This is a genomic window from Aeromonas sp. 84A (assembly GCF_051919345.1).
Lineage (GTDB): Bacteria > Pseudomonadota > Gammaproteobacteria > Enterobacterales > Aeromonadaceae > Aeromonas > Aeromonas veronii.
Genome location: NZ_JBQBEW010000001.1, coordinates 2,566,908 through 2,590,022 on the forward strand (window position 1 = coordinate 2,566,908; position 23,115 = coordinate 2,590,022).

Here is a 23,115-nt window from a genome sequence, read left to right on the forward strand (position 1 = left end):
AATAAATAGACGATAAAGTAATCGCTAATTAAATGCTGGCAGGATGGCAAAGGGGATGCAGTTGAGCTGCGATGGAGTCTTTATTCGCCAGAGGGGAAGGTAGAGTGCAATGAACGAAGTGAATTGCACCAAGTATTTAAATAGGTAAGAGGTGCAATGCGCTGCGCTTATTGCACCCTACAGTAATTACTACTCTCCATGATAGTGCTTCAATAAAAAATAGCGGTCAGGACTATTTTTAACGCCGCTCACTTTACCGACTATTTCAAATCCCATTTTTTCATAAAATTTGGGTGCTTGAAATGAGAGGGTGTCGACTTGAGCAGCAATACATCCCCGTTTTTTTGCCTCGCGTTCAGCAATCTCTATTAATTGAATGCCAAGCCCCTGTCCTCTCTTGTCATTGTGTACCCAAAGTACTTCGATCAACAGTTGATGATAAATAGTACGTCCGGCAATGCCACCGACAACTTCGTCATTATCATCATGAATGGCAACAATTAAAGGTTGGGAGCGTTCCTCACCCATTTTATCAAAGTTAAATTGTCTAAGGTTATCAACAAGTACATTGAAGATATCATCTTTATGTTCATTATGGATTTTTATATTCATCAAATCTTACTCCATTAAAATATAATCGTAGGGTGCAATGAACGAAGTGAATTGCACCAAGTATTAAAAGAGGCAAGAGGTGCAATGCGCTGCGCTTATTGCACCCTACGGCACTAATTAATGCACCAAGTCCAATTTTGATGGTTGTATCAAGAATTTTCAAGTAGGTGATTGCCATAAGATCCTGTGCTTGATAATTTTAAGGGCTGATTTATATCTGAGTCAGATACTATCTAGCATAATTTTATTGTTTGTGTCTCACTGTGGTAGTGGATACTTCAATTTGACTGGTCTAGTTTTCACTTCTCTAGGTCCTAAGTTTTTATCGTAGAAATACCAAATGTTGAATTTACGCTCAGATGGTTTCGTATCTGCCTCAAGATTTATCCATCCAAGATAGTCAGAAATTTCTTTTTGAATTAAAATCTTACCTTCTGAGGTGGCTTTCTTTTGCCATGCAGCCATTACAGCACCAAGTAGTAAATCACACAATTGAATTTGAACAGATGTCTTGGAGTCTTTAGTTACATAACTATCGATGACATCGGAGAGTTTAGTTACTTGGTGTATTTGGTTATTGACAATAATATGTGAGGCCTCATCTGCTTTTTTATATCTTGATGCAATAGGATCTACAACTATGCGAAACTGGCATTCTCTATTTGGATGTGCTTTTAAAACTGATTTAATTTTTGAGTTAAGTAATAGATTGAAATGTTTGCGTCGAGCTAAATCGTAGTCACCATTGTGGCATTCTTTCTTTACATCTGACTTTTTAATAATTATGCAATGAAAAGCAAGCCATTCTCTTTTGAAAAATAGTTCTATTAGCTCTAGATAAAAACTTCGGAATTGTTTGCTATGTGCCTTTTGCCACTTTATTTCATCATGATAGTGGTGTTTCTCTCTTAAATCTGAAACTAATTTTGAAAAATCACCTCGCCGCTGCCATTTCATCCAAATACTACCAAAGCCATAATATCTAGCACCATCAACGCCAGACTCATCGCATGCAATGTTCCAAATTAATTTACCTGGATCTTCCATTTTCACCTCATTTATTTAATCCTACATAGAGTGGTATTAAATTTAAATTGTGAGAACAATAACGTCCTATTTAAGGAGACGAATAAAGTAATTGGCTAATCTAGTGAATGCATACATAGAAAGTTGTCTCTAGCCACTGTCCTGAACATCCAGACTCCCAGTCTGCTGTTTTTAATCTGTGCGGTTGTATGCTTATCAACATGGAAACGCCCTTAACAGACAGGTTGCCAACTGAAGCATGCTATCCAATCGGGTAGGGGGTAAAAAGGGCAATCGGCGCATAATCTGTCCGAGATCAATAAATTAGTCATTGATTGGTTGTTGTTTGTTCGCTTGAGCTGAAAGGGTAGTGTGATACACCTTGATCAGCCGGTGTCGAGCTCGTCACTTTTGTCGTGTCGATCACACTTCCCATCCCGTCGTTACCCTCGTCAGAGGTGGCAATCAGCGCGCTTCTCTTTCTGATTAACCCTTTATTTTCAGTTGGTTGTAAATTTTTATCGCACCCTTGGCCCGTTTTGGTCTGATAAATGCTTTGTGGGGGGCTGGCCGCCTCTTTGCCTGTCGGCGGGCGGCCCGGTGTAACGAACCATTTAGGGAAGGTGCGATTTAATCAGTCATGACGATCCAGAGCCTGGATATCCTCCTTACGCGGCAAAGTAAGCACCCCAGTTTGGACAATATTTAATCTCCCCCATCAACTCAGGGTAAGCAAAATGTCACTGCTCCACTGATATTACAATGATTTTCACGACATCCCCGCCAGTTGTCCCGCCCGCACCAAATTGCACATTGCAAACAGCATTGAAAGCCGGTTGTGGTTCTTCATCAGTCCCCGTAATCGTGTTTTGCTGAAACCAAACTGGCACTTCAGTATCCGGAAAGGATGCTCAACCTTTGCCCTAATACCTGCTTTCACATATTCATCATGCAGCGCCTGCTTATTCAGCCGGGGATGCTGTCTGAGCTTTTTTACGGCATGAGGACCTTTGGCAATAAACCACTCTTTAACCCGATGTGTCAGAGAGTCCCGTTTTTCTGCCCCGCGATATCCGGCATCGGCGAAGACAATTGCTACCGGCTCCGTAATCAGGCTATCCGCCGCATTCAGGTCATGCACATTTGCCGCCGTGGTCACTACTTTTTCCGTCAAGCCTGTGGCCGCATCAACAGCAATATGAGCTTTCATACCAAAGTACCACTGATTTCCCTTGCGGGTCTGATGCATTTCAGGATCCCGTTGACCGGCTTTATTTTTTACGGAACAGGGAGCGGAAATAATGGTCGCATCGATAATGATGCCCTGACGTAACATCAGTCCGGCCTGCTTCAGTTTCTGGTTAATCAGTGCCAGTATCTGTTCTCCTGCATGATGTTTCTCCAGAAAATGGCGGAAATTCATGATGGTTGTGCGATCTGGCACCGTGTCACAGATCCCCGCAAATTGACGGAACGGCAGGACATCATGCAGGGCGTCTTCAGCCGCTCCGTCACTGAGGTCAAACCAGAGTTGCAGGCAGTGGATACGGAGCATAAGCACCAGGGGGAAAGGCCGTCGGCCGCGACGGGATGACGGATAGACGTGAAGCAGCTTATCAGCAATATCCTGCCACGGCACCAGAACATTCATACGGTCAAGAAAACGGGATTTACGGGAGGAATAGCTGGAAATGGCAGGCATTGTAAACAGCTCATGATAAAGAAAGCTTTATGTTCTCACATATGACGATTAAATCGCACCTTCCTTAGGATCCCTCTCTATGAACAGCTTCGTGATTGCAGATCCCAGTCTCTGTATTGGGTGTCGTACCTGTGAGGTGGCCTGCGCCGTTTCACACCAGTCAGGGTCTTGCAGCGGGACCCTTGAGCGGGAGGGCGGCCTGCATCTTGCCATCGAGGATGGACATCTGGTCTCCAGGGACAGCTACTTTCAGCCGCGCCTGAAGGTGATCGTGGGCAGCAAGGTGACCACGCCGGTGCTTTGCCGCCAGTGTGAAGACAAGCCCTGTGCCATGGCCTGCCCGAACAATGCCATCGTCAGCGAGGATGGCTGCGTCAAGGTGTTGCAGGAGCGCTGCATCGGCTGCAAGTCCTGCGTAGTGGCCTGTCCTTACGGCGCTATGGCGGTGGTGCTCAAAGAGGTGGCACCCGCTGCTGATTCGCTCTTCAAGCGTCCGCAGACCAAGGCGCAGGCGCTCAAGTGCGATCTCTGCCGTCACCGCGAGGCGGGCCCGGCCTGTGTCGAGGTGTGTCCGACCCAGGCACTGCGGCTGGTCACGCCGGAGCATCTTGAAAACCTGAACCGGCAGAAGCAGCTGGCCAGTGCCGAGGCACTGCTGGCGATGCCGGCGCGGGTGTGAGCGGGCTTGCCGAGCCGTTTTTCGTTAACAAACAAGAGTGTGAGTCATGAAAAAAGTCATTACCGTGTGCCCCTATTGCGGCACCGGTTGCAAAATCAACCTGCTGGTTGAAAACGACAAGGTGGTGGGAGCCGAAGGCGCCAACGGCCGGACCAACGAGGGGCAGCTCTGCCTCAAGGGCTATTACGGTTGGGATTTTTTGAACGACACCAACCTGCTGACCCCCCGTCTCAAGAGCCCGATGATCCGCCGCGAGCGCGGTGGCAAGTTCGAAGCGGTCTCCTGGGATGAGGCGATCGAGTTTGCCAGCAGCCGTCTCTCTGCCATCAAGGCGAAATATGGCCCGGACGCCATCATGACCACCGGCTCTGCCCGTGGCCCCGGCAATGAAGCCAACTATGTGATGCAGAAATTTGCCCGTGCGGTGATTGGGACGAACAACGTCGACCACTGCGCGAGGGTGTGACACGCACCCTCAGTCTCCGGTCTGGAGACAACTGTAGGCAACGGCGCCATGAGCAACGCCATTCCCGAAATTCAAGAGACCAAGTGCCTGCTGGTGTTTGGTTATAACGCTGCTGACTCTCACCCCATCGTCGCTCGCCATATCCTCAAGGCGAAGGCGAACGGGGCCAAGGTGATTGTGTGTGATCCCCGCATGGTGGAGACCGCCCGCATCGCCGATCAGTGGCTGCCGCTCAAAAACGGTTCCAACATGGCGCTGGTTAACGCCTTCGCCAATGTGTTGATTAATGAAGGGCTCTACAACAAGGCCTTTGTCGCCAACTACACCGAAGGGTTTGAGACCTTCAAGGCGACGGTGGCCAAGTACACCCCGGAATATGTGGAGGGGATCACCGGCCTCAAAGCTGCCGATATCCGCGCTGCCATTCGTACCTACGCCGAGTCGCCTGCTTCCATGATCCTGTGGGGCATGGGGGTGACCCAGTACGGTCAGGCGGTGGACGTGGTCAAGGGGCTGGCGGGTCTGGCGCTGCTGACCGGCAACTTCGGTCGCCGTGGCACCGGCTGCGGGCCTGTGCGCGGTCAGAACAACGTGCAGGGCACCTGCGACATGGGGATGCTGCCCCACCAGTTCCCGGGTTATCAGTCGGTGGCCGATCCCGAGATCAGCGCCAAGTTCGCCAAGGCGTGGGGCGTGGCGTCACTCTCCCAAAAGCCCGGCTATCGCCTGACGGAGCTTGGCCACAAGGTGGAGGAGGGCAAGTGCAAGGCCTTCTACATCTTCGGTGAAGATCCGGCCCAGACCGAGGCAGACCTCGGTCAGTTCCGCCGCACTCTGGCGGGGATGGAGCTGGTGATCGTGCAGGATATCTTCATGACTCAGACCGCCGAGATGGCAGATGTCATTCTGCCCGCCACCAGCTGGGGCGAGCACGAAGGGGTCTACAGCTCGGCAGATCGCGGCTTCCAGCGCTTCTACAAGGCGGTGACGCCCCCCGAGAACGTGAAACCGGACTGGGCCATCTTCTCGTTGATGGCGACCGCCATGGGGTATCCCATGGAGTACCACAACACTGAAGAGATCTGGGACGAGATGCGTGCGCTCTGCCCGCTCTATGCCGGGGTCAGCTACGACAAGATGGCCGATCTCAAGAGTGTGCAGTGGCCTTGCCCGACCGAGGACCACCCGGGCACCAGCACCCTGTTCGAGGGGAATGTGTTCACCACCCCGAGTGGCAAGGGTCAGCTGATCGCCTCCGAGTGGCGCCCGCCGCTGGAGCAGCCCTGTGCCGAGTACCCGCTGGTGCTCTCTACCGTGCGCGAGGTGGGTCACTACTCCTGCCGCTCCATGACCGGCAACTGCTCGGCGCTGCAAACCCTGGCCGATGAGCCGGGCTATGTGCAGATCCACCCGAGCGATGCCAAAAAGCTCGGGGTGAAGGATCAGGCGCTGGTCTGGATCTCGTCGCGCCGTGGCAAGGTGATCACCCGGGCCAACTACAACGACCGGGTCAACGCCGGGGTGGTCTACATGACCTACCAGTGGTGGATCGGGGCCTGCAACGAGCTCACCATCGAGCACGTCGATCCCGTCTCCCACACGCCGGAGTACAAGTACTGCGCGGTGAAGATCGAGCGCATCGACAATCAGCCTGAGGCGGAAGTGTACGTCCAGACTGAATACAGCGCGCTCAAGGCGAAATTGCGCAGCGCAGCCAAAGGCTGATCGCCCTAAAAAAGAGGTTCTGCACAAATAAGGGAACCCGACTCGGATTTATCGAGTCGGGCACCCTTTTATTACCCAAAAACAGGGGATAAATGATGCAACATGAAATTGGTCGCTTATTCGGGATTTTCTATATTGGTACCTATCTGGCGGCGATATTGCTGGGAATAGGTTGCTATATTTGGCGCGACGAGATGATATTTCTGCTGGGCTTCGGTTTTTTCGGCTGTTTTATGGCAGCAAGGCTCGCCATGAGCAGCGTATTTTCCGCCTTGAGTATTTCCAGTGCCTGGCTGATCGGGTTTATCTCCACCACCTTGATCAACGGCCTGCTGTTGGGGGTGATCACCCTGCTGGTCTACCTCACGCACCAGAGCGTCACCGCCGAGCTTGCCGATAACGCCAGCTGGCTGCTGATGGCCTTCCAGAGCTTGTCGGCCCTCTTTATCTTCGGTGGCCTGAAGTGCTGCCACAGCCGGATCATCACCTCATGAATTGCCGATGAATGGGCAGCAAACGCCATCTCGAAACCCGCAGCCAGCGAAGAGGAAAGGGCAGATCTGACAGTTGACGGCGGCCCACTTTTCGGGCGCCTTAATTGAGATCAAGAACTGATGAAATAACCGGTTAAATATGGCCATCAGATATATTAAATCGGATTGTAATGAAATTTGAGCTCATCTATGATGAGTCGCCATTCCAATATATCCCCCGATAACGATGTTACTTTTTGTTGTCGTTCGTTAATAACAACTCTGGAATTGCAACATGCGACAATTTTCGTCACCGCTTTTCTTATTGGCAGCCGCTTTTACGGGCTGCGGCTATTTATTTTGGTGACGGGTGCTTGTCGTGATGCGATGGCATGGACAGCCTGACTGGTGACTAAATCGATATAACGTGAGGCCGCAATGCTAAATGTGAGTGCCATCCCCCTGGACGAGATCTCTCCCATCTGGGACGACGGTTTCCTCCTGCTCTCCAAATCCCTCCTGTCGGCCGTGACGCTCGATGATTTTATCCACAAACTCAACAAGATAGATGCCAGCTTCGGCGGCGTGACCCGGGTCAACCTGATCCTCAACATGGGTGCGGACGAGGAGGCCATCTTCTACTTCATGGGACATTCCGGCCCAAAGCATCTGGTCTGCCCCAAGGCAGAGCTGCACCTCTCCCCCCGTCCTACCAAAGAGACCCCGGAACAGGCCATCATTCTCGCTGCCGCCCGCTTTGAGAATCGCTGCCCGGCGCTGGATCGCGAAGGGGTCTACGGGGGGCTGCGCTCCTACTGCCAGCTCCCCATCACCACCGCCCGCAGCCACCTTGGCGGGGTCGAGTTTATCAACACCCAGCTCGACAGCTTCACCATGGAGACCCTCGCCAAGCTGACCCAGCTGGCGGCCATTATCGCCATTGCGCTGGAGAACGTGCTCGACAAGGAGCGCACCCTGGAGCAGGCCAACTCCCTGCGCCTTGAGCGCGACAGTTGCAAAATTCTGGTGGATGTGACCAATGCAGTGATCAAACTGGTGCGCATCGCCGAGCTGCCCAAGAGCCTGTTTGCCATCCTGCATCACCACTTTGGCATCAGCAGCTTGTGTCTGGCGGAGTACAACGCCACCTCCGACAGCTTCAAGAGCTATCTGGTCAATCAGCACCAGAGCGAGCAGCCGGGCATCATTGACCACTCCTGTTTTGAAAAGAAGTGCCTGCAGGGGGCCCTTGGCCACAGCGAACCGTTTTTCGTCTATCGCGAACACGGTCACGGCTGCAGCAATCGCTGCCGGTTTACCTCCCAGATCCTGCCACCCGAGGCTGACAGCTCCTGCATTTTGCCGCTGCGCTATCGGGGCAACCTGCTGGGGGTGTTGATCCTTTCGCACCCCAACGCCGACTTTTTTGCCGATATCGATATCTCCTTGCTGGAGCAGGTGGCGGCGCGCACGGCGATTGCCATGAACAACGTGCAGGCCCAGCAGGAGATCTCCAACACCAACGGCGCCAAAGAGAAGACCATTCGCATCAACGAGCCGCAGATGCAGGGGGAGTTCCCCCACATCATCTACCAGAGCGCGGTGATGGAGAGCGTGCTGGAGAAGGTGCGGCTGGTGGCCGAGAGCGACAGTACCGTGCTGATCCTCGGTGAGACCGGTACCGGCAAGGAGCTGATCGCCCAGGCCATTCACGCCCTGAGTGCCCGCCACGACCACGAGATGGTGAAGGTGAACTGCGCCGCCATCCCCACCGGCCTTATCGAGAGCGACCTCTTTGGCCACGAGAAGGGAGCCTTTACCGGCGCCCTTACCCAGCGTATCGGCCGCTTCGAGCGGGCCCACAAGGGGACCCTGTTCCTCGACGAAGTGGGGGATATGCCGCTGGACTTGCAGCCCAAACTGTTGCGGGTATTGCAGGAGCACGAGCTGGAGCGGGTGGGCAACAGCAACCCCATCGCGGTGGATGTGCGGCTGGTGGCCGCCACCAACTGCGATCTGCTCTCCATGGTCAAGAACAAGCGTTTCAGAAGCGATCTCTACTACCGTCTCAACGTCTTTCCCATCGAGCTGCCACCCCTGCGGGAGCGGCGCGAGGATATTCCGCTCTTGGTCAATTTCTTTATCAAGAAGATCGCCAAGCGGATGCGCCGCACCATCACCTCGATCCCCGCCGATGCCATGAAGATGCTGGTGTCACTGCCTTGGTACGGCAATATCCGCGAGCTGGAGAACGTCATCGAGCGCGCCGTGGTGATGACCCGTGGCCATGTGCTCAACCTCTCGCCTGATGAGCTGATGCCCCTCAAGGGCTACCACAAGATTGAGACCCTGGTTTATGACGAACCCGCCACGCCGCTCTTTGCCGAGGAGGGGCCGACCGATGAGCGCGAGGCGATCATCGCTGCCCTGCGTGACTGCAACGGCATCGTCGCAGGTGAACGGGGGGCGGCCAACCGCCTCGGCATGAAGCGCACCACCTTGCTTTCGAAAATGAAGCGTCTCGGCATTTCGGCCAGAGATCCCGAGATCATTGACGGGGTTGCACCATGAGAGAGCAACTTGAGCTTGAGGCGCGTGACGAGCTTAGCGAGCAGAGAGAACAGAACGAACTGGCCCGCTGCGCCATCCACCGCGAGGTGGTGCACTACCGCGCCGATACACTGACATGCGACAGCGAAATGGCGCTCCCCTCCGAGACGCCGGTGGCGCTGGTCTACAACGGCATCGCCCACAGCGTGATGATGTGCTCGGCCTCCGATCTGGAGGATTTTGCCATCGGCTTTTCGCTATCCGAGGGGATCATCGACAGCCTGCTCGATATCCACGACATCGAGCAGATTGACGGCTGTCAGGGGATTGAGCTGCATATCACCCTGGCCAATCGCTGCGTTTATCGCCTCAAAGAGAAGCGGCGCACCATGGCGGGCCGTACCGGTTGCGGCATCTGCGGCAGCGAGAGTCTGGAGCAGGTTATCCGCACCCAGCCAAGCTTGCCTGACAGCCAGCGTCTGGCGGTGGGCCATATCGACAAGGTATTGACCGCGCTGCGCCCGCTCCAGCTGCTGGGCCAGCGCACCGGCGCCACCCATGCGGCGGTGCATCTGGACGGGGAGGGCAATATTCTCGCCATCCGCGAGGATGTGGGGCGCCATATTGCGCTGGACAAGCTGGTGGGCCATCTGTGCCGCAGCGGTCGGCGGGATGGCGCCATTCTGGTAACCAGCCGCGCCAGCTTCGAGATGGTGCAAAAGTGCGCCAGCGCCGGGGTGGAGATCTTGCTCGCCATCTGCTGCCACCGAGCTTGCGGTCGAGCGGGCCGAGCAGACCGGCCTCACCCTGGTGGGTTTTTGCCGCCCCGGGCGGGCCGAGATCTACAGCGGCTGTCAGCGTATTCTGCTCAAGTAGTGACAAGGCCGTGACCCGCTAAACAGGGCACGAAAACTGGCAATAAAAAAGGGCGGGGAGTGTGACTCCCCGCCCTTGTTGTATCTGCTGCTGTGGCGGATTAGCGCGCCAGCAGGATACGCAGCATGCGGCGCAGCGGCTCGGCGGCGCCCCACAGCAGTTGGTCACCCACGGTAAAGGCAGCCAGATACTCAGGGCCCATATTGAGTTTGCGCAGACGGCCCACCGGAATGCTGAGGGTGCCGGTGACGGCAGCCGGGGTCAGCTCGCGGGCTGTGATGTCGCGATCGTTGGGGATCACTTTCACCCAGTCGTTGTGGGCTGCCAGCAGCGCTTCGATCTCCGCCAGCGGCACATCCTTTTTCAGCTTGATGGTGAAGGCCTGGCTGTGGCAGCGCAGGGCACCGATCCGCACGCACAGACCATCCACCGGAATGACGGCGTTCTCGATACCCAAAATCTTGTTGGTCTCGGCCTGACCCTTCCACTCTTCACGGCTCTGGCCGTTGTCGAGCTTGGTATCGATCCAGGGGATAAGGCCACCGGCCAGCGGCACGCCGAAGTTGTCCACCGGCAGGGTGCCGGAGCGGGTCTTCTCGGTGATCTTGCGCTCGATGTCGAGGATGGCGGAGGCAGGGTCTGCCAGCTCGACCGCCACTTCGTCGCGCAGCATCCCCATCTGGGTCACCAGCTCGCGCATATGACGGGCACCGCCACCGGAGGCGGCTTGATAGGTGGCTACGCTTACCCACTCCACCAGATCGGCCTTGAACAGGCCGCCGAGGGCCAGCAGCATCAGGCTGACGGTGCAGTTGCCGCCGACGAAGGTCTTGATGCCATCGTTGAGGGCCTGCTCGATGACGTCGCCGTTGACCGGATCCAGAATTATGACGGCATCTTTCTCCATCCGCAGGGAGGAGGCGGCATCAATCCAGTAACCCTGCCAGCCAGCGGCTTTCAGGCGCGGATAGACATCCTTGGTGTAGTCGCCGCCTTGGGCGGTGATGATGATATCCTGCTTGGCTAGCGCCGCGATATCGAAGGCGTCTTGCAGAGTACCGGCATCGACGCCGAAGTTGGGAGCGGCCTCACCGGCCTGGGAGGTGGTGAAGAATGTGGGTTGAATATGGGCGAAATCCTGCTCTTCCTGCATCCGGCTCATCAGAACCGATCCCACCATGCCACGCCAACCGACCAAACCTACTTTTTTCATAATGTCCTACCCTGGATTGCTGCTAAAGAAACTCGCGGTGACACCCGTAACCTCTTGTCTGGCGACGCCTGTTTACAAGCGGTTTACAGGCCATTTAAAAAATATGCGCTGCGAAAAATGCGTCTATCCACATTACGGATTGTGACGGCTTGCGCAAGTCGAATTGCGCAATATTCTGTGCCGTTTGCTGCATTAACCGGCAGCCAGAGCACCGCTCAGGCAGACGGGGAGCGAGAAGGTCAACATCAGACGAAAAGGCCACCGTTTTTGGCGGTGGCCTGTCAATAAAGCGGTTGAGAACGTCCTCTGCTGTTGTCTGGGGGCGCAGTTGGCGTGTGAAACAGCCCGACAGCTTAGGTGCTTAGCCGTAACGAGCCAGAGTGAGCCCCTCATCGCTGATGGTGGGCTCGCTGCCGCTGATGAGATCGCACAGAAGCTGACCCGAGCCGGCCGCCATGGTCCAGCCCAATGTGCCGTGGCCGGTATTGAGCCAGAGGCCGGGAATGGGGCTTGGCCCCACCAGTGGGGTGCCGTCCGGCGTCATGGGACGCAGGCCGGTCCAGAACTCGGCTTGGCTGATATCGCCCCCCTCGGGGAAAAGATCCCCCACCACCATCGCCAGGGTGTCGTGGCGCCTCGGGTTGAGGGCGAGGTTGTAGCCCGACAGCTCCGCCATGCCGCCTACCCGGATCCGCTCGTCAAAGCGGGTGATGGCCACCTTGTAGGTCTCATCGAGCACGGTACTGCGCGGCGCGGCCTCGGCATTGATCATCGGCAGGGTGAGGGAGTAGCCCTTGACCGGATAAACCGGCAGCTCCAGCCCGAGCGGGCGCAGCAGCGGCCGCAAAAAACCGGTGGCATAACTGCCAAGTGCACAGACGATGGCATCGGCGCGATAGCGCTGCTCGCCCGCCCGCACCGCCACGGCGCGGCCGCGGGCTTGCTCAATCTCGTCGATATCGCAGTTGAAGACGAACTTGACCCCGAGCTTCTCGGCTTCAAGGGCAAGGGCCTTGGTGAAGCGGAAGCAGTCGCCGGTCTCGTCGCCGGGCAGACGCAAGCCGCCGACGATTTTGCCGCGCACCCGCGCCAGCGCAGGCTCTGCCGCTTCGCAGCCGCTGGCATCAAGGGATTGGTAGGGGACGCCATACTCCTCCAGCACCTCGATATCGCGCTGACTGGCATCGAGCTGGGACTGGCTTCTAAACAGCTGCAGGGTGCCGAGCTGGCGCCCTTCGTAATCGATGCTCAGCTCGTCGCGCAGCAGCTTCATGCAGTCGCGGCTGTATTCGGCCAGACGCACCATGCGCCCCTTGTTGGTGGCATAGGCGGTCGGAGTGCAGTTGGCGAGCATTCTGAGCATCCAGCGCAGCTGGAAGGGATCGGCAGTGGGGCGCACGGTGAAGGGGGCATGCTTTTGCAGCATCCATTTGGCGGCCTTGAGGGGGATGCCGGGTGCCGCCCAAGGGGCCGCATAACCGGGTGATATCTGCCCGGCGTTGGCATGGCTGGTTTCAAGGGCGACGCCATCTTGTCGCTCCAGCAGGGTCACCTTGTGACCCGCTTTGGCCAAATACCAAGCGCTGGTTACCCCAATTACGCCACCACCGAGAACCACTATCTCCATATCGTCTTTCCTTGACAGATCTCCTGATGTGGCCACCACCATAATCAGCCGCCACAGGATATTCAACCGCTCTGCGCAGGATTGGGATCTCCGTCTGCTTGCCAGTTACAAGCTGGTGTTTGGTGCGATGGTGAGCCTGATTGCCAGCGTAAATCGCTGCGCTGTTGTGAGGGACATGGCCCGCTTACAACTGCTCCAGCTTGATCAGGTAGTGCTCCGCCGTTACCAGAATGGCCTGCTGCTGCGCTGCGGCTTGGCCATCCCAGTTGGCATAGGGGAGGGCGAGGCGGGGATTGCCGCCCAGTTTGTCCCGATTGCGCCAGAGAAAGTGCCAGTAGAGGCTGTTGAAGGGGCAACTTCCGTCGCCGTGGCGGGTTTTCACCTGATAGTGGCACCCCTTGCAGTAGTGGCCCATCCGCTCGAGATAGGCGCCGCTGCTGGCGTAGGGCTTGCTGCCCATCAGGCCGCCATCGGCAAACTGGCTCATGCCGCGGGTGTTGGGCAGCTCCACCCACTCGATGGCATCCACATAGATACCGAGATACCAGGCATCCACCTCGTCAGGATGGATCCCCGCCAGCAGGGCAAAGTTACCGGTCACCATCAGCCGCTGGATATGGTGGGCGTAACCGTGCTCCAGAGACTGGCCAATGGCGTGGCGCACGCAGGCCATCCTGGTTTCTCCATTCCAGAAGAAACCCGGCAGCGGCCGGTTGGCCCCGAGAAAATTGGTCTGCTGGTAGTCGGGCATCTTCTCCCAGTAAAGGGCACGGACAAACTCGCGCCAGCCGAGGATCTGGCGGATAAAACCCTCCACCTGCGCCAACGTGATGGTTGCCTGATTGGCCTGCCAGTGGGTCTCGGCGGCGCGGATCACCTCAAGCGGATGAAGCATCTTGCTGTTGAGGGAAAACGACAGACGGCTGTGAAACAGACTCCAGCCCCGCTCGCTCAGGGCATCCTGATAGCGGCCAAAGTGGGGTAAGCAGTGGGTGAGAAAATGGGCGAGCAGCTCACGACTCTGGCGCCTTGTGATGGGCCACGGCAGCCTGCTGGCATCTGCCTCGCCGATGGTGCGGACCCCGTGGCGGGTCAGCATGGCATCAATCTCGCTCACATCATTGGCAAAGGTGAGGGGCGTCGGGATCGGCTGACGCTCCGGCAGCTTGGCGCGGTTCTCGTCATCAAAATTCCAGCGCCCGCCAAGGGGTTGGCCGCGCTCATCGAGCAGCACTTGATATTGCTTTCGCAGGGCGCGGTAGAAGAACTCCATCCGGCTGTGGGGGTAGCGCTGCCAGCCATCGCGGGGAGTGAGAAAATGCTCGCTCTCCACCTCGGTGGCAGGGATGGCAAGGCCCGCCGCCCAGCTTTTCAACTGGCTGGCGAGACGCCACTCGTCCGGGCTCTGCCAGGCAAAGCTGTCGACCTGATGTGCTTCGAGCTGAGCTTCCAGCAAGCCGGGCAAGTCGGGCCAGCGGGCGCTCTCATCCAGGGTCAGGTAACAGACGCGGTGGCCCGCTTGAGTGAGTGATGCTGCGAAGGCGCGCATGGCGGCAAAGAAGGCCAGCACCTTCTGGCGATGGTGGTGGCAGTAGTCGGTCTCCTGACGCAGCTCTGCAATCAGGTAGCAGACCGCCGGATCCGGGGTGCGAAACCAGCTGTGAGCGGCGTTCAGCTGATCGCCGAGAACAAGGCGCAGCTCCATCAGACTCGCTCTCCTACAGGTTGCTGGCTGTTGTGACGAGCGTGGCGACAGCGCTCGCTGCAGTAGCGAACCTCCTCCCAACTGTGCGCCCACTTGCGCCGCCAGCTGAAGGGGCGCTGGCAGACGGGGCAGATCTTCTCGGGCAGATGGGGTTTGCGATGCATGATGGCTTCCGGCCCTGGCTGTTGGGGGATGTGGCGTGTGGGTAGGGAGAATAACGAAGCGGGAGCGCGGGCGGATCAACCTCGCTGCCAGTTTGTCGCGCAGATGCCTACTTTGTGAGCGGGCGCACAGCCCGTCGGTGCGCCCCTTGTTTGCCAATTAACCAGCCGTTAACGTGGCGAGGCTGCCTGTTGGCAGCATCTATCAATGGATCTTGTTGGCCACCGACTGTCTACAACCGATATGGAGGGGAGTGATGCCAATCATGACAGCTACGCCCCGGGCAGCTTGTCTGCTCGCCCACTGGTATACCCGGGATCCCATTCTCACCTTCGACTTTCCTCACCGCTGATTGGCGGCACCCGCCGTTTGAATTTGTCAGCCGGACGACCCTGATCGCCCCGGCCTTTTTGCCAATCCCGATTTCAAACACACTGGCCTTGCGCCGGTGAGGAGTCTTATATGCGTCGTATACCCGAGCCGTTTCGTATCAAGATGGTCGAGCCCATCAAACAGACCACTGGCGCCGAGCGCCGTGCCGCCCTCGAGGCCGCTGGCTGGAACCCCTTCCTGCTGCTGGCTGAAGATGTCTATATCGATCTGCTGACCGACAGTGGCACCGGTGCCATGTCCGATCGCCAGTGGGCCGGCATCATGATGGGGGATGAGGCCTATGCGGGCAGCCGCAACTTCGTCGAGCTGGAGCGCACGGTGCGCGAGATTTTTGGCTATCAGCATGTGATGCCCACCCATCAGGGGCGCGGGGCCGAGCAGATCCTCTTCCCCGAGCTGGTCAAGCGCTGCAAGGGCAAGGCGCCGGTGTTTATCTCCAACTATCACTTCGATACCACCAAGGCCCACGTGGAGTTGGCTGGCGCGCGGGCCATCAACCTGCTCACCCCGAAAGCCCTCGACACCACGGCCCCTTATGCCTGGAAGGGGGATTTTGATCTCCCTCGCCTGAGCGACACCATCGAGACCCTGGGGGCCGCCAATGTAGCCGGCATCATCATCACGGTGACCTGCAACAGCGCCGGTGGCCAGCCGGTCTCCATGGCCAATATGGAGGCGGTCTCCGAGTTGGCCCGTCGTCACCAGATTCCGGTGGTGATCGACGCCGCCCGCTTCGCCGAGAACGCCTGGTTTATCAAGGAGCGGGACCCGGCCTATGCCAAGTGCAGCATCAAGGAGATAGTGCGCCAGATGTTCGCGCTGGGGGATATCTTCACCATGTCGGCCAAGAAGGATGGGTTGGTCAATATCGGCGGGTTGTGTTGCTTTAAAGAGGATCTCGACCTGTTCCGTGCGGTGCAGGTGCGCTGCGTGGCGATGGAGGGGTTTGTCACCTATGGCGGCCTCGCCGGGCGAGACATGGCGGCACTCGCCATCGGCCTGCGCGAGGGGATGGATGAGGAGTATCTCACCTATCGCATCAGTCAGGTGGCTTATCTTGGCGAGCGGCTGGCCGAGGCGGGTATCCCGATCCAGACCCCCACCGGCGGCCATGCGGTCTTTGTGGATGCCAAGAAGCTGCTGCCCCATATTCCGGCCGAGCAGTTTCCGGCCCATGCGCTCGCCTGCGAGCTCTATCTGGAAGGGGGCGTGCGCGGGGTGGAGATTGGCTCCCTGTTGCTGGGGCGTGATCCCGCCACCGGCAAGCAGGAGGCGGCGGATTTTGAGCTGTTGCGCCTCACCATTCCGCGCCGGGTCTACACCCGGGATCACATGGACTATGTGGCCGACTGCCTGATCGCGCTGAAAGCGCGGGCCAGCGACATTCGCGGGCTCACCTTTGCCTACGAGCCGCCGCTGCTGCGCCACTTCACTTCGCGGCTAAAACCGGTCTGATCAGCAACCGGTCAGACGGGGTGATCAACCGCGCCAAACTGTGCAGATCACCGGTCGCTCCCGGTTAAACGGCCCAGTAAAAAAGCCCCCGCACCAAGGTGCGGGGGCTTTCGTTTATCGACGCAAAGCCGGGGTCAGACCGCCTGATACTCCAGCTCGACGGAGCCCAGCGCCTTGAGGGTGGACTGGGCGGAGTCACGCTGGCTGATCTGGCCGTTTTTGTTCTCCAGCAGCACGGCGCGGCGGATGGTGGCGAGATCTTCGCCGTTAAGCACCGCATGGGCGCAGGCCATCTGCATCGGCGGCAGGCTGGGGTTGAAGGCGGCGTTCTCGGCGTAGCGGCCAGAGAAGATGCGACCATCGGCAAACTGCAGCGCCACCGCGGCATAGCCCTGACTGTAGGGGGCGTAGCTTTGACGGGCGGCGGCCAGCGCGGCCTGCCACAGCGGGTCTTCGCTTTGAAGCTCAAGCTCTGCGTGATCCTGCGGGCTCATCAGCGCATCTGTGATGTCGAGATCCGCCGGGCCAAACGAGTGGGGCAGGAAGGATTGCAGGGCGCTCAGGTCATCGGGCAGAGAGACTTTCAGGATCTTGGCGGTGCTCAGCTCGTTCATGAACTGACGGCAGTGTCCGCAAGGGGTGTAGTTGACGGTGATTTCGCTGATCCCGGTCTCGCCACCCAGCCAGGCGTTGGAGATGGCGGACTGCTCGGCGTGGACCGAGTGGAACAGGCCTTGTCCCGCAAACTCCATGTTGGCACCGAAGTACCAGGTGCCACTCAGGCCGCAGGCGATGGCACCGACATAAAACTTGGAGATGGGTGCCACAGAACAGGCGGCAGCCAGCGGCAACAGGGCGAGACGCAGAGCGCGATCATCGAGACCTGTGGCGGCTTTCAGGGTGGCGACTTGCTCCGGCGTGAAGCGGGCTTTGAAGTCGGCACTATCCAGCATGGGGTGCACGGCTGCTTTGAGCGGGGCAGAGAGGGTATCGAATGGCTTGGCAAAACGGGGATGCATAGTGTGTCCTCAAAGGCCAATTGGGCGGCCATTGTAGGGAGCAAGCTCGGGTAAATGTGTGAGCAGGCTCACGCCCTGACGGGCAAACGGAGGGGGATGGTAATGGAAACGTTTGTCTTGTGCAAATTGTGCGGCAGGTCGCACCCCGAGAGGCCAGCAGGCCCCCCGGAATGGTCAACAGGTGGTCAATGGGGTGATCAGATCAGCCAGTGATAGATGGCAAACAGCAGCGGGGCGACGGCAGCGGTGAGGATCCCGCACACCACCATGGCGAGCGATGCAAAGGCCCCCTGGGTTATCCCCTTCTCGGCGGAGGTGGCGGTGCCGATGGCGTGGGCACAGGCCCCCATGGCGAGCCCTTGGGCTTCCGGGTCGGTCACTTTGAGCAATCTGAGCAGCGGGTAGCCGATCAGGGCACCGACAATCCCCACCACCACCACCACGGCGGCCGCGATGGCTGGAATGCCGCCGATGGACTGGCTGACGCTCATGGCGAGCGGGGTGGTGATGGATTTGGTGGCAAGGGAGGCGAGCAGTGCCGGATCTGTGCCCATAAAATGACCGATCAGCAAGGTTGTGCACACCGAGATCAAGACGGAGGCGAGGGTACAGATTAGGATGGGCTTGAGCTTGGCCTGGATCTGGCGCGCCTGTTGATAGAGCGGCAGCGCCAGCGCCACTACGGCGGGCTCCAGCAGCATGGTAATGGGGCTGCTGCCGCGCTCGTACTGCTCAAGGGGCAGGTTGAGCCAGAGCAGCAGGCCGATGATCACCGCGGTCGGCACCAGCACCGGGTTGATGATGGGCCAGGGCAGGCGGCGATAGAGGGCGCGGGTGGCGAAATAGAGCGCCAGGGTCAGAGGGATCGCTAGCCAGAAGATCATTTGTTCATCCTCTGGTAGAGCCGGCCAACGGTGGCGAGGATCAGCACGATCCCGAGCACGATACAGAGCATGATGACGCCGAAGGATTGGCGCAGGGGCTCAAGCCAGGCCACCAGTCCGACCGCGACCGGCACGAACAGCACGCCCATGTGGCGTAGCAGTAAGCCAGCCCCCAGCTCGACCCAGTGCAGCTTGATCAGTTGCAGGGAGAGCAGCACGAACAGCAACAGCATGCCGATGATACTGCCGGGAAAGGCGAACGGCAGGATGGCTGCCACGGATTTGCCTGCCAGCAGGCAGGCGACGATGACCATAAAGTCACGAAAGTACAGCAAGGCGCGTTGCGCGATCACGTGAACCTCATCGACTGGGAAGAAAAATCGCAGTTTACCAGAGAGGCCGGGTCGCGGCATTAAAACAATAACAACTGAAATCAGTTCGTTTGAAGCTGATTTGATTGGCATTTTTTGAAAAGTGCCTGATAGAACCCTTTTCGAACTACAAGGAGTAGTGATGACATCCCTTTTGTCCCGAGTTCGCCAGCTGGCGAACGATACTGCGTTGCCACCCCATCTGCTGCAAACCCGTCAGTGGGAAGGGCCCCTGTGTCGGGTGCGACTCGACAACACCGGCGCTGATGCCACTCCGGTTGAGCGCTGGGTGCTGTTTGACGGCAAGCTTGGCCTGCCGGTGGAGAGCGCCATCTATGGCGAAGGATTCCAGATGCTGGCCCAGACCATGGGTTGCTGGCAATCACCGCAACATGTCGGCCGTTGCCCCGATGCCAGCATCTATCGCATCACCGATGACAATGGCTATCACACCATTCACAACCTGTTGCTGGTGGAGCATGGCAAGGGGTGGCTGCTGCTCGCCTTTGCCAGCTGCCACCGTTTTGGCGGGGAGTTTCGTCTCTATCCCGATGGCCGCTTGCAGATCCTGATGAACTGCGAAGGGCGAAAACTTGCAGCCGGTGAGCACTGGCAGAGCGAGGCACTGATCTGCCTCGAAGGGGCGGAGCGCGAGGATCTGCTGGCCGAGCTGGCACAACTGATCGAGGCCGAGCACGGCTCGCTGATCGGTAAGGTAAGTGAGCGCCCGAGCGGCTGGTGCTCCTGGTATCACTACTACGCCGAGGTGAGCGCTGCTGATATTCGCGAGAACCTGCAGGTGCGTGCCGAGCGCTTTCCGGCCCTGCGTTATGTGCAGATTGACGACGGCTATCAGGCCAAAATGGGCGACTGGCTCACTCCGTCGGCCAAGTTCGAGCAAGGTGTAGCCTCACTGGCTGCGGAGATCAAACAGGCTGGCTGCGAGCCTGCCCTCTGGGTCGCTCCCTTTATTGCAGAGCCCACTTCGCAGGTGTTTCAGGATCATCCCGACTGGTTTGTGAAGGGGGATGACGGCCTGCCGCTCCCCTCCGAGCGGGTCACCTATGGCGGTTGGCGCTGCACCCCCTGGTATGTGCTGGACGGCACCCACCCCGAGGTGCAAGCGCACCTTGAACAGGTGTTCCGTACCTTGCGCGAGCAGTGGGGCATCCACTACTTCAAGCTCGATGCCAACTTCTGGGGCGCTATCCACGGTGGCCGCTTCCACGATCCGGCCGCCACCAGGGTTGAAGCCTACCGGCGCGGCATGGCTGCCATCCTGCGTGGTGCTGGCGATGGCGCTTTCCTGCTCGGTTGCAACGCGCCCATCTGGCCAAGCCTTGGGCTGGTGCACGGCATGCGGGTGAGCGATGACGTGGAGCGCAACGGCCACCGCTATCGCCAGATCGCCCGCGAGGCCTTCTGCCGTGCCTGGCAGAACGACAAGCTCTGGGCACTCGACCCCGACTGCATTTGCCTGCGGGATCTGCCGAGCCAGCAGGCCAGCAAGGCGGATTACAGCTTCCATCTGGCAGCGCTGGTGGCGAGCGGTGGCATGATGCTGGCCGGTGATCGGCTGCAAGATCTCGATGAGGAGCAGGCTGCGCAACTGTGCAAGTTGCTGGCGCTCTGCGCCGCCCGGGCACCCTCTGCCCGTTTCGAATCGATGGACTTTGCCTGCGGCGAAGTAAGCCTGCCCGAGGGCGGCACTCTGCTCTGCCTGTTCAACTGGGAGGGGCAACCACAGGAGTTTCTGCTGCCGGAGGGGGGAACCGATTGTTGGCTGGGACAGGCTGTCGGCACGGCTGTCACCCTGCAAGGGGGTGAGGGGCGGGTGATCCGCTACACCTGATCACAGCGTCACCACATACAATTCAGGCTCCATCACGGAGCCTGAATTGTTTCAATCAGCGGTTATCAGTCACGTTTTTCAGTAACGCCACTCAAAACCGACGGCGTATTTGGCGGAGCCATAGCCCGGGATATCACTGCCGGAGGCGATCGCCTTGAGGGTCAGCAACGGGGTGATGGGCACCCCCAGACCAAAACCGATGGCCAGTTGATCATTGGGGTTCCCCATCAGATCGACCCGCATCACCCGATAGAGGGACATATCCTCGCTCAGGTGCATATAGGCTTGCGAAGCGCGGTTATAGACCTGACCAAACACCTCCAGCTGGAAACCTGACTGTGCGCTGATGGCCAGCGGTACCCCGACAAACTTGTAGAGATGGGAGCCGTTGAAGTAGCTGTTGGTGATCAGGGGAGTGAAATCAGTCTGCTGATAAAGGGTGTTGAAGTTCTGTTCTACGATGCGATAGGTCTGCTCGGGCAGGCGAGCAAGATAGTCCGGCACATCGAACCGGTATGCGGCGTTGGCTGCCAGCGGCAGCAGGGCCAGTAATCCGAGCAGTGCGTGGTGACGAGGCATCAGCAAATGGCTTCCATTCGGCCAAAGAGATCTCTTGCTTGGGAGACATCCGCTCAGGATGTTGCAAGATATTGGTTTTTGGGGAAATCCCCTTCGTCATTATGACCTGAAGAAGGGGATGGGCGGGAAGGATTTATTGTGAAACTACTCACAACTCATAAATCTTCCAGATAGTGATAGAGACTCTTTAGAATCGCAAAGTTCCGTTCGTTACTCTGGTTCTGCTCTGCCAGCGCCTCGAGACGGGGCACGTAGTCCGGCAGACGGCGGCTGAAGTAGTCGCTGCAGTGCAGGCGCCAGCGCTTCTGCTCTGCTTCGCTCAAGGTGTGTGGCCAGTTGCGGGCACGATAGCGGAACAGCATCTCCGGCAGCCGGGAGTCGGTAAAGGCGAACTCCCGCTCACCCAGCAGATCCGCGGGGGTGGCACGCACCAGATCCATGGTGGACTTGTCGCCATGGCCAAAGAATCCGGCGTAGAGCTGGGTATCGGGGTCGCTCTCATTGCTGCCGGCAAACTCCTGATTGAACACTTCCACCAGTTTTTCCCGCACCTCGGGGTGGGCGCGCAGCAGATCCAGGCTCTTGCGGCACTGCTCCCGATTGATGCCGAGCTCGTCGGCGCGCTCCGCCGTCAGGGTGGCGGCCGGCGCCAGCACCGGGCACTTGTTGATGTGCACCAGTTTGACCGGAATGCCCGCCAGATCCCCCAGCTCCTCTTTCTTGGTGTAGAGGCGCTCGCGGATCTCCTCGCTGGAGAGTTCAATGAGCGGGGTGGGGTCGCGGGTCAGATCCACCATGATCACCGCGTTCTGGTTGTTGGGGTGCCAGGCGAGCGGCGAGACCCAGCTTGCACAACCCTGCCAGGGGGAGAACATGCCGGAGACATGCACCAGTGGCTTCATGGTCACCACGTCAATCAGCGCCTTCACCTTGTTTTTGTTACGCAGATCAAAGAGATAACCAAACAGCTTGGGTTGGGCTTTTTTCACCAGCTTGGCCATCTCGATGGTGGCCAGCACGTCCGAGAGTGCATCGTGGGCATTGGCGTGAGTAACGCCGTTGGCGACCGTCAGCTTTTCAAGTCTGAAACTCGGTTTTCCTTCATCGTCAAAGGCCCACTCGATCCCCTCCGGCCGCAGGGCATAGCAGGCCCGCAGCATGTCGAGAATATCCCATCGGGAGTTGCCGTTCTGCCAGCTGTAGGCATAGGGGTCATAGAAGTTGCGATAGAGGGTGTAGCGGGTCACTTCATCATCGAAGCGGATGCTGTTGTAGCCAAGCACACAGGTATTCGGCGTGGCGAATTGCTCGTGGATCTGGCGAATGAAATCCGCCTCGCACAGCCCATCCTTCATTGCCTTTTGTGGTGTGATACCGGTAATCAGGCACGCCTCCGGATCTGGCAGATAGTCCGCCGGCGGTTTGCAATAAATGACCAGCGGCTCGCCAATGAGGTTGAAATCTGCATCGGTGCGAATACCGGCAAACTGCGACGGCCTGTCCTTGGCGGGGCTGATGCCGAAAGTTTCGTAGTCGTGAAAGTAGAATGTTGGCTCGTTGCCCGCGTGTGCTTTTTTGCTCATGTTGCTCGAGATGAGGTATCCGATGACGGCGGCTAGCGCCTGGGTGGGCGGTGCCAGGCACCACAATTGCCTGCATGGTAAACCATAGCGCAGGCAGAACGAAGGGCGAGCCGTGCAGGTGGCGGTTTATTGGGCGGTTGCTCCCGATATCTTATGCACTTCT

At 58.1% G+C, this 23,115-nt stretch carries 18 protein-coding genes and 1 pseudogene; 7 read left to right on the forward strand and 12 right to left on the reverse strand.

The window, feature by feature from the left end:
• Positions 1-189: 189 nt before the first annotated feature.
• The 3 genes from ACTG20_RS11720 to ACTG20_RS11730 all read right to left on the reverse strand — a co-directional run bounded on the left by ACTG20_RS11720 (position 190) and on the right by ACTG20_RS11730 (position 3,340).
• A complete protein-coding gene (locus ACTG20_RS11720; RefSeq protein ID WP_128816030.1) occupies positions 190-612 on the reverse strand; it encodes a GNAT family N-acetyltransferase in 423 nt (140 codons plus the stop codon).
• Positions 613-870: 258 nt separating this feature from the next.
• Positions 871-1,659, reverse strand: a complete 789-nt coding sequence (locus tag ACTG20_RS11725; protein WP_439978501.1) for a DUF3800 domain-containing protein — start codon at positions 1,657-1,659, stop codon at positions 871-873.
• 748 nt (positions 1,660-2,407) lie between these two features.
• Entirely contained in the window at positions 2,408-3,340 is a 933-nt protein-coding gene (locus ACTG20_RS11730) for an IS5-like element ISKpn13 family transposase (RefSeq protein WP_004235553.1), read from the reverse strand.
• 79 nt (positions 3,341-3,419) lie between these two features.
• Here ACTG20_RS11730 and ACTG20_RS11735 point away from each other — a divergent pair, with 79 nt between their 5' ends.
• From ACTG20_RS11735 to fdhD, 5 genes and pseudogenes are all read left to right on the forward strand, one after another.
• Positions 3,420-4,019: a 4Fe-4S dicluster domain-containing protein gene (locus tag ACTG20_RS11735; RefSeq protein WP_047435276.1), complete on the forward strand. Its 600-nt coding sequence runs from the start codon at positions 3,420-3,422 to the stop codon at positions 4,017-4,019.
• Positions 4,020-4,065: 46 nt separating this feature from the next.
• On the forward strand, positions 4,066-6,210 hold the full coding sequence (gene fdhF / locus ACTG20_RS11740; RefSeq protein WP_236323328.1) for a formate dehydrogenase subunit alpha: 2,145 nt from the start codon (positions 4,066-4,068) through the stop codon (positions 6,208-6,210).
• Between the two features lie 95 nt (positions 6,211-6,305).
• Positions 6,306-6,704, forward strand: a complete 399-nt coding sequence (locus ACTG20_RS11745) for a hypothetical protein (protein WP_139411806.1) — start codon at positions 6,306-6,308, stop codon at positions 6,702-6,704.
• A gap of 417 nt (positions 6,705-7,121) precedes the next feature.
• Positions 7,122-9,254 carry a sigma 54-interacting transcriptional regulator gene (locus tag ACTG20_RS11750; RefSeq protein WP_021230206.1) on the forward strand — a complete coding sequence of 711 codons (2,133 nt, stop codon included), beginning with the start codon at positions 7,122-7,124 and terminating at the stop codon, positions 9,252-9,254.
• A pseudogene (fdhD, locus tag ACTG20_RS11755) lies at positions 9,251-10,109 on the forward strand (formate dehydrogenase accessory sulfurtransferase FdhD). Before ACTG20_RS11750 ends, fdhD begins: the two are co-directional and overlap by 4 nt.
• A gap of 100 nt (positions 10,110-10,209) precedes the next feature.
• On the opposite strand, the gene asd reads toward fdhD, so the two are convergent.
• From asd to ACTG20_RS11775, 4 genes are all read right to left on the reverse strand, one after another.
• The gene (asd, locus tag ACTG20_RS11760) at positions 10,210-11,322 is read right to left on the reverse strand and encodes an aspartate-semialdehyde dehydrogenase (protein ID WP_033112620.1); all 1,113 of its coding nucleotides are present in this window, start codon (positions 11,320-11,322) and stop codon (positions 10,210-10,212) included.
• A gap of 361 nt (positions 11,323-11,683) precedes the next feature.
• Positions 11,684-12,991 (reverse strand): D-amino acid dehydrogenase, encoded by a 1,308-nt coding sequence (locus ACTG20_RS11765; protein WP_376787910.1) that lies wholly within the window; start codon positions 12,989-12,991, stop codon positions 11,684-11,686.
• Positions 12,992-13,133: 142 nt separating this feature from the next.
• Positions 13,134-14,654: a cryptochrome/photolyase family protein gene (locus tag ACTG20_RS11770; RefSeq protein ID WP_194496196.1), complete on the reverse strand. Its 1,521-nt coding sequence runs from the start codon at positions 14,652-14,654 to the stop codon at positions 13,134-13,136.
• Positions 14,654-14,818 (reverse strand): DUF2256 domain-containing protein, encoded by a 165-nt coding sequence (locus tag ACTG20_RS11775; protein WP_194496197.1) that lies wholly within the window; start codon positions 14,816-14,818, stop codon positions 14,654-14,656. Before ACTG20_RS11775 ends, ACTG20_RS11770 begins: the two co-directional genes overlap by 1 nt.
• 460 nt (positions 14,819-15,278) lie before the next feature.
• On the opposite strand from ACTG20_RS11775, the gene ACTG20_RS11780 reads away from it, so the two are divergent.
• Positions 15,279-16,664 carry a tryptophanase gene (locus tag ACTG20_RS11780; protein WP_194496198.1) on the forward strand — a complete coding sequence of 462 codons (1,386 nt, stop codon included), beginning with the start codon at positions 15,279-15,281 and terminating at the stop codon, positions 16,662-16,664.
• Positions 16,665-16,798: 134 nt separating this feature from the next.
• On the opposite strand, the gene cdd is transcribed toward ACTG20_RS11780, so the two are convergent.
• The 3 genes from cdd to ACTG20_RS11795 form a co-directional block, all read right to left on the reverse strand.
• Positions 16,799-17,683 (reverse strand): cytidine deaminase, encoded by an 885-nt coding sequence (gene cdd / locus ACTG20_RS11785; RefSeq protein ID WP_194496199.1) that lies wholly within the window; start codon positions 17,681-17,683, stop codon positions 16,799-16,801.
• Between the two features lie 197 nt (positions 17,684-17,880).
• Positions 17,881-18,567, reverse strand: coding sequence for an LrgB family protein (locus tag ACTG20_RS11790; RefSeq protein ID WP_194496200.1), 687 nt, complete (start codon positions 18,565-18,567; stop codon positions 17,881-17,883).
• Positions 18,564-18,920, reverse strand: coding sequence for a CidA/LrgA family protein (locus tag ACTG20_RS11795; protein ID WP_005333279.1), 357 nt, complete (start codon positions 18,918-18,920; stop codon positions 18,564-18,566). Before ACTG20_RS11795 ends, ACTG20_RS11790 begins: the two co-directional genes overlap by 4 nt.
• A gap of 160 nt (positions 18,921-19,080) precedes the next feature.
• On the opposite strand from ACTG20_RS11795, the gene ACTG20_RS11800 reads away from it, so the two are divergent.
• Positions 19,081-20,790 carry a glycoside hydrolase family 36 protein gene (locus tag ACTG20_RS11800; protein ID WP_194496201.1) on the forward strand — a complete coding sequence of 570 codons (1,710 nt, stop codon included), beginning with the start codon at positions 19,081-19,083 and terminating at the stop codon, positions 20,788-20,790.
• Positions 20,791-20,868: 78 nt separating this feature from the next.
• Here ACTG20_RS11800 and ACTG20_RS11805 read toward each other — a convergent pair whose 3' ends face one another.
• A complete protein-coding gene (locus ACTG20_RS11805; RefSeq protein WP_005360277.1) occupies positions 20,869-21,369 on the reverse strand; it encodes a hypothetical protein in 501 nt (166 codons plus the stop codon).
• A gap of 155 nt (positions 21,370-21,524) precedes the next feature.
• Positions 21,525-22,952, reverse strand: coding sequence for an exodeoxyribonuclease I (sbcB, locus tag ACTG20_RS11810; RefSeq protein ID WP_439987672.1), 1,428 nt, complete (start codon positions 22,950-22,952; stop codon positions 21,525-21,527).
• Between the last annotated feature and the right edge of the window lie 163 nt (positions 22,953-23,115).

Excerpts from the sequence above, each read along its gene's own strand:
- ACTG20_RS11720 (WP_128816030.1), bottom strand. The coding sequence starts at position 612 with ATGAATATAAAAATCCATAATGAACATAAAGATGATATCTTCAATGTA.
- ACTG20_RS11725 (WP_439978501.1), bottom strand. The coding sequence starts at position 1,659 with ATGGAAGATCCAGGTAAATTAATTTGGAACATTGCATGCGATGAGTCT.
- ACTG20_RS11730 (WP_004235553.1), bottom strand. The coding sequence starts at position 3,340 with ATGCCTGCCATTTCCAGCTATTCCTCCCGTAAATCCCGTTTTCTTGAC.
- ACTG20_RS11735 (WP_047435276.1), top strand. The coding sequence starts at position 3,420 with ATGAACAGCTTCGTGATTGCAGATCCCAGTCTCTGTATTGGGTGTCGT.
- ACTG20_RS11745 (WP_139411806.1), top strand. The coding sequence starts at position 6,306 with ATGCAACATGAAATTGGTCGCTTATTCGGGATTTTCTATATTGGTACC.
- ACTG20_RS11750 (WP_021230206.1), top strand. The coding sequence starts at position 7,122 with ATGCTAAATGTGAGTGCCATCCCCCTGGACGAGATCTCTCCCATCTGG.
- asd (WP_033112620.1), bottom strand. The coding sequence starts at position 11,322 with ATGAAAAAAGTAGGTTTGGTCGGTTGGCGTGGCATGGTGGGATCGGTT.
- ACTG20_RS11765 (WP_376787910.1), bottom strand. The coding sequence starts at position 12,991 with ATGGTGGTGGCCACATCAGGAGATCTGTCAAGGAAAGACGATATGGAG.
- ACTG20_RS11770 (WP_194496196.1), bottom strand. The coding sequence starts at position 14,654 with ATGGAGCTGCGCCTTGTTCTCGGCGATCAGCTGAACGCCGCTCACAGC.
- ACTG20_RS11775 (WP_194496197.1), bottom strand. The coding sequence starts at position 14,818 with ATGCATCGCAAACCCCATCTGCCCGAGAAGATCTGCCCCGTCTGCCAG.
- ACTG20_RS11780 (WP_194496198.1), top strand. The coding sequence starts at position 15,279 with ATGCGTCGTATACCCGAGCCGTTTCGTATCAAGATGGTCGAGCCCATC.
- cdd (WP_194496199.1), bottom strand. The coding sequence starts at position 17,683 with ATGCATCCCCGTTTTGCCAAGCCATTCGATACCCTCTCTGCCCCGCTC.
- ACTG20_RS11790 (WP_194496200.1), bottom strand. The coding sequence starts at position 18,567 with ATGATCTTCTGGCTAGCGATCCCTCTGACCCTGGCGCTCTATTTCGCC.
- ACTG20_RS11800 (WP_194496201.1), top strand. The coding sequence starts at position 19,081 with ATGACATCCCTTTTGTCCCGAGTTCGCCAGCTGGCGAACGATACTGCG.
- ACTG20_RS11805 (WP_005360277.1), bottom strand. The coding sequence starts at position 21,369 with ATGCCTCGTCACCACGCACTGCTCGGATTACTGGCCCTGCTGCCGCTG.
- sbcB (WP_439987672.1), bottom strand. The coding sequence starts at position 22,952 with ATGAGCAAAAAAGCACACGCGGGCAACGAGCCAACATTCTACTTTCAC.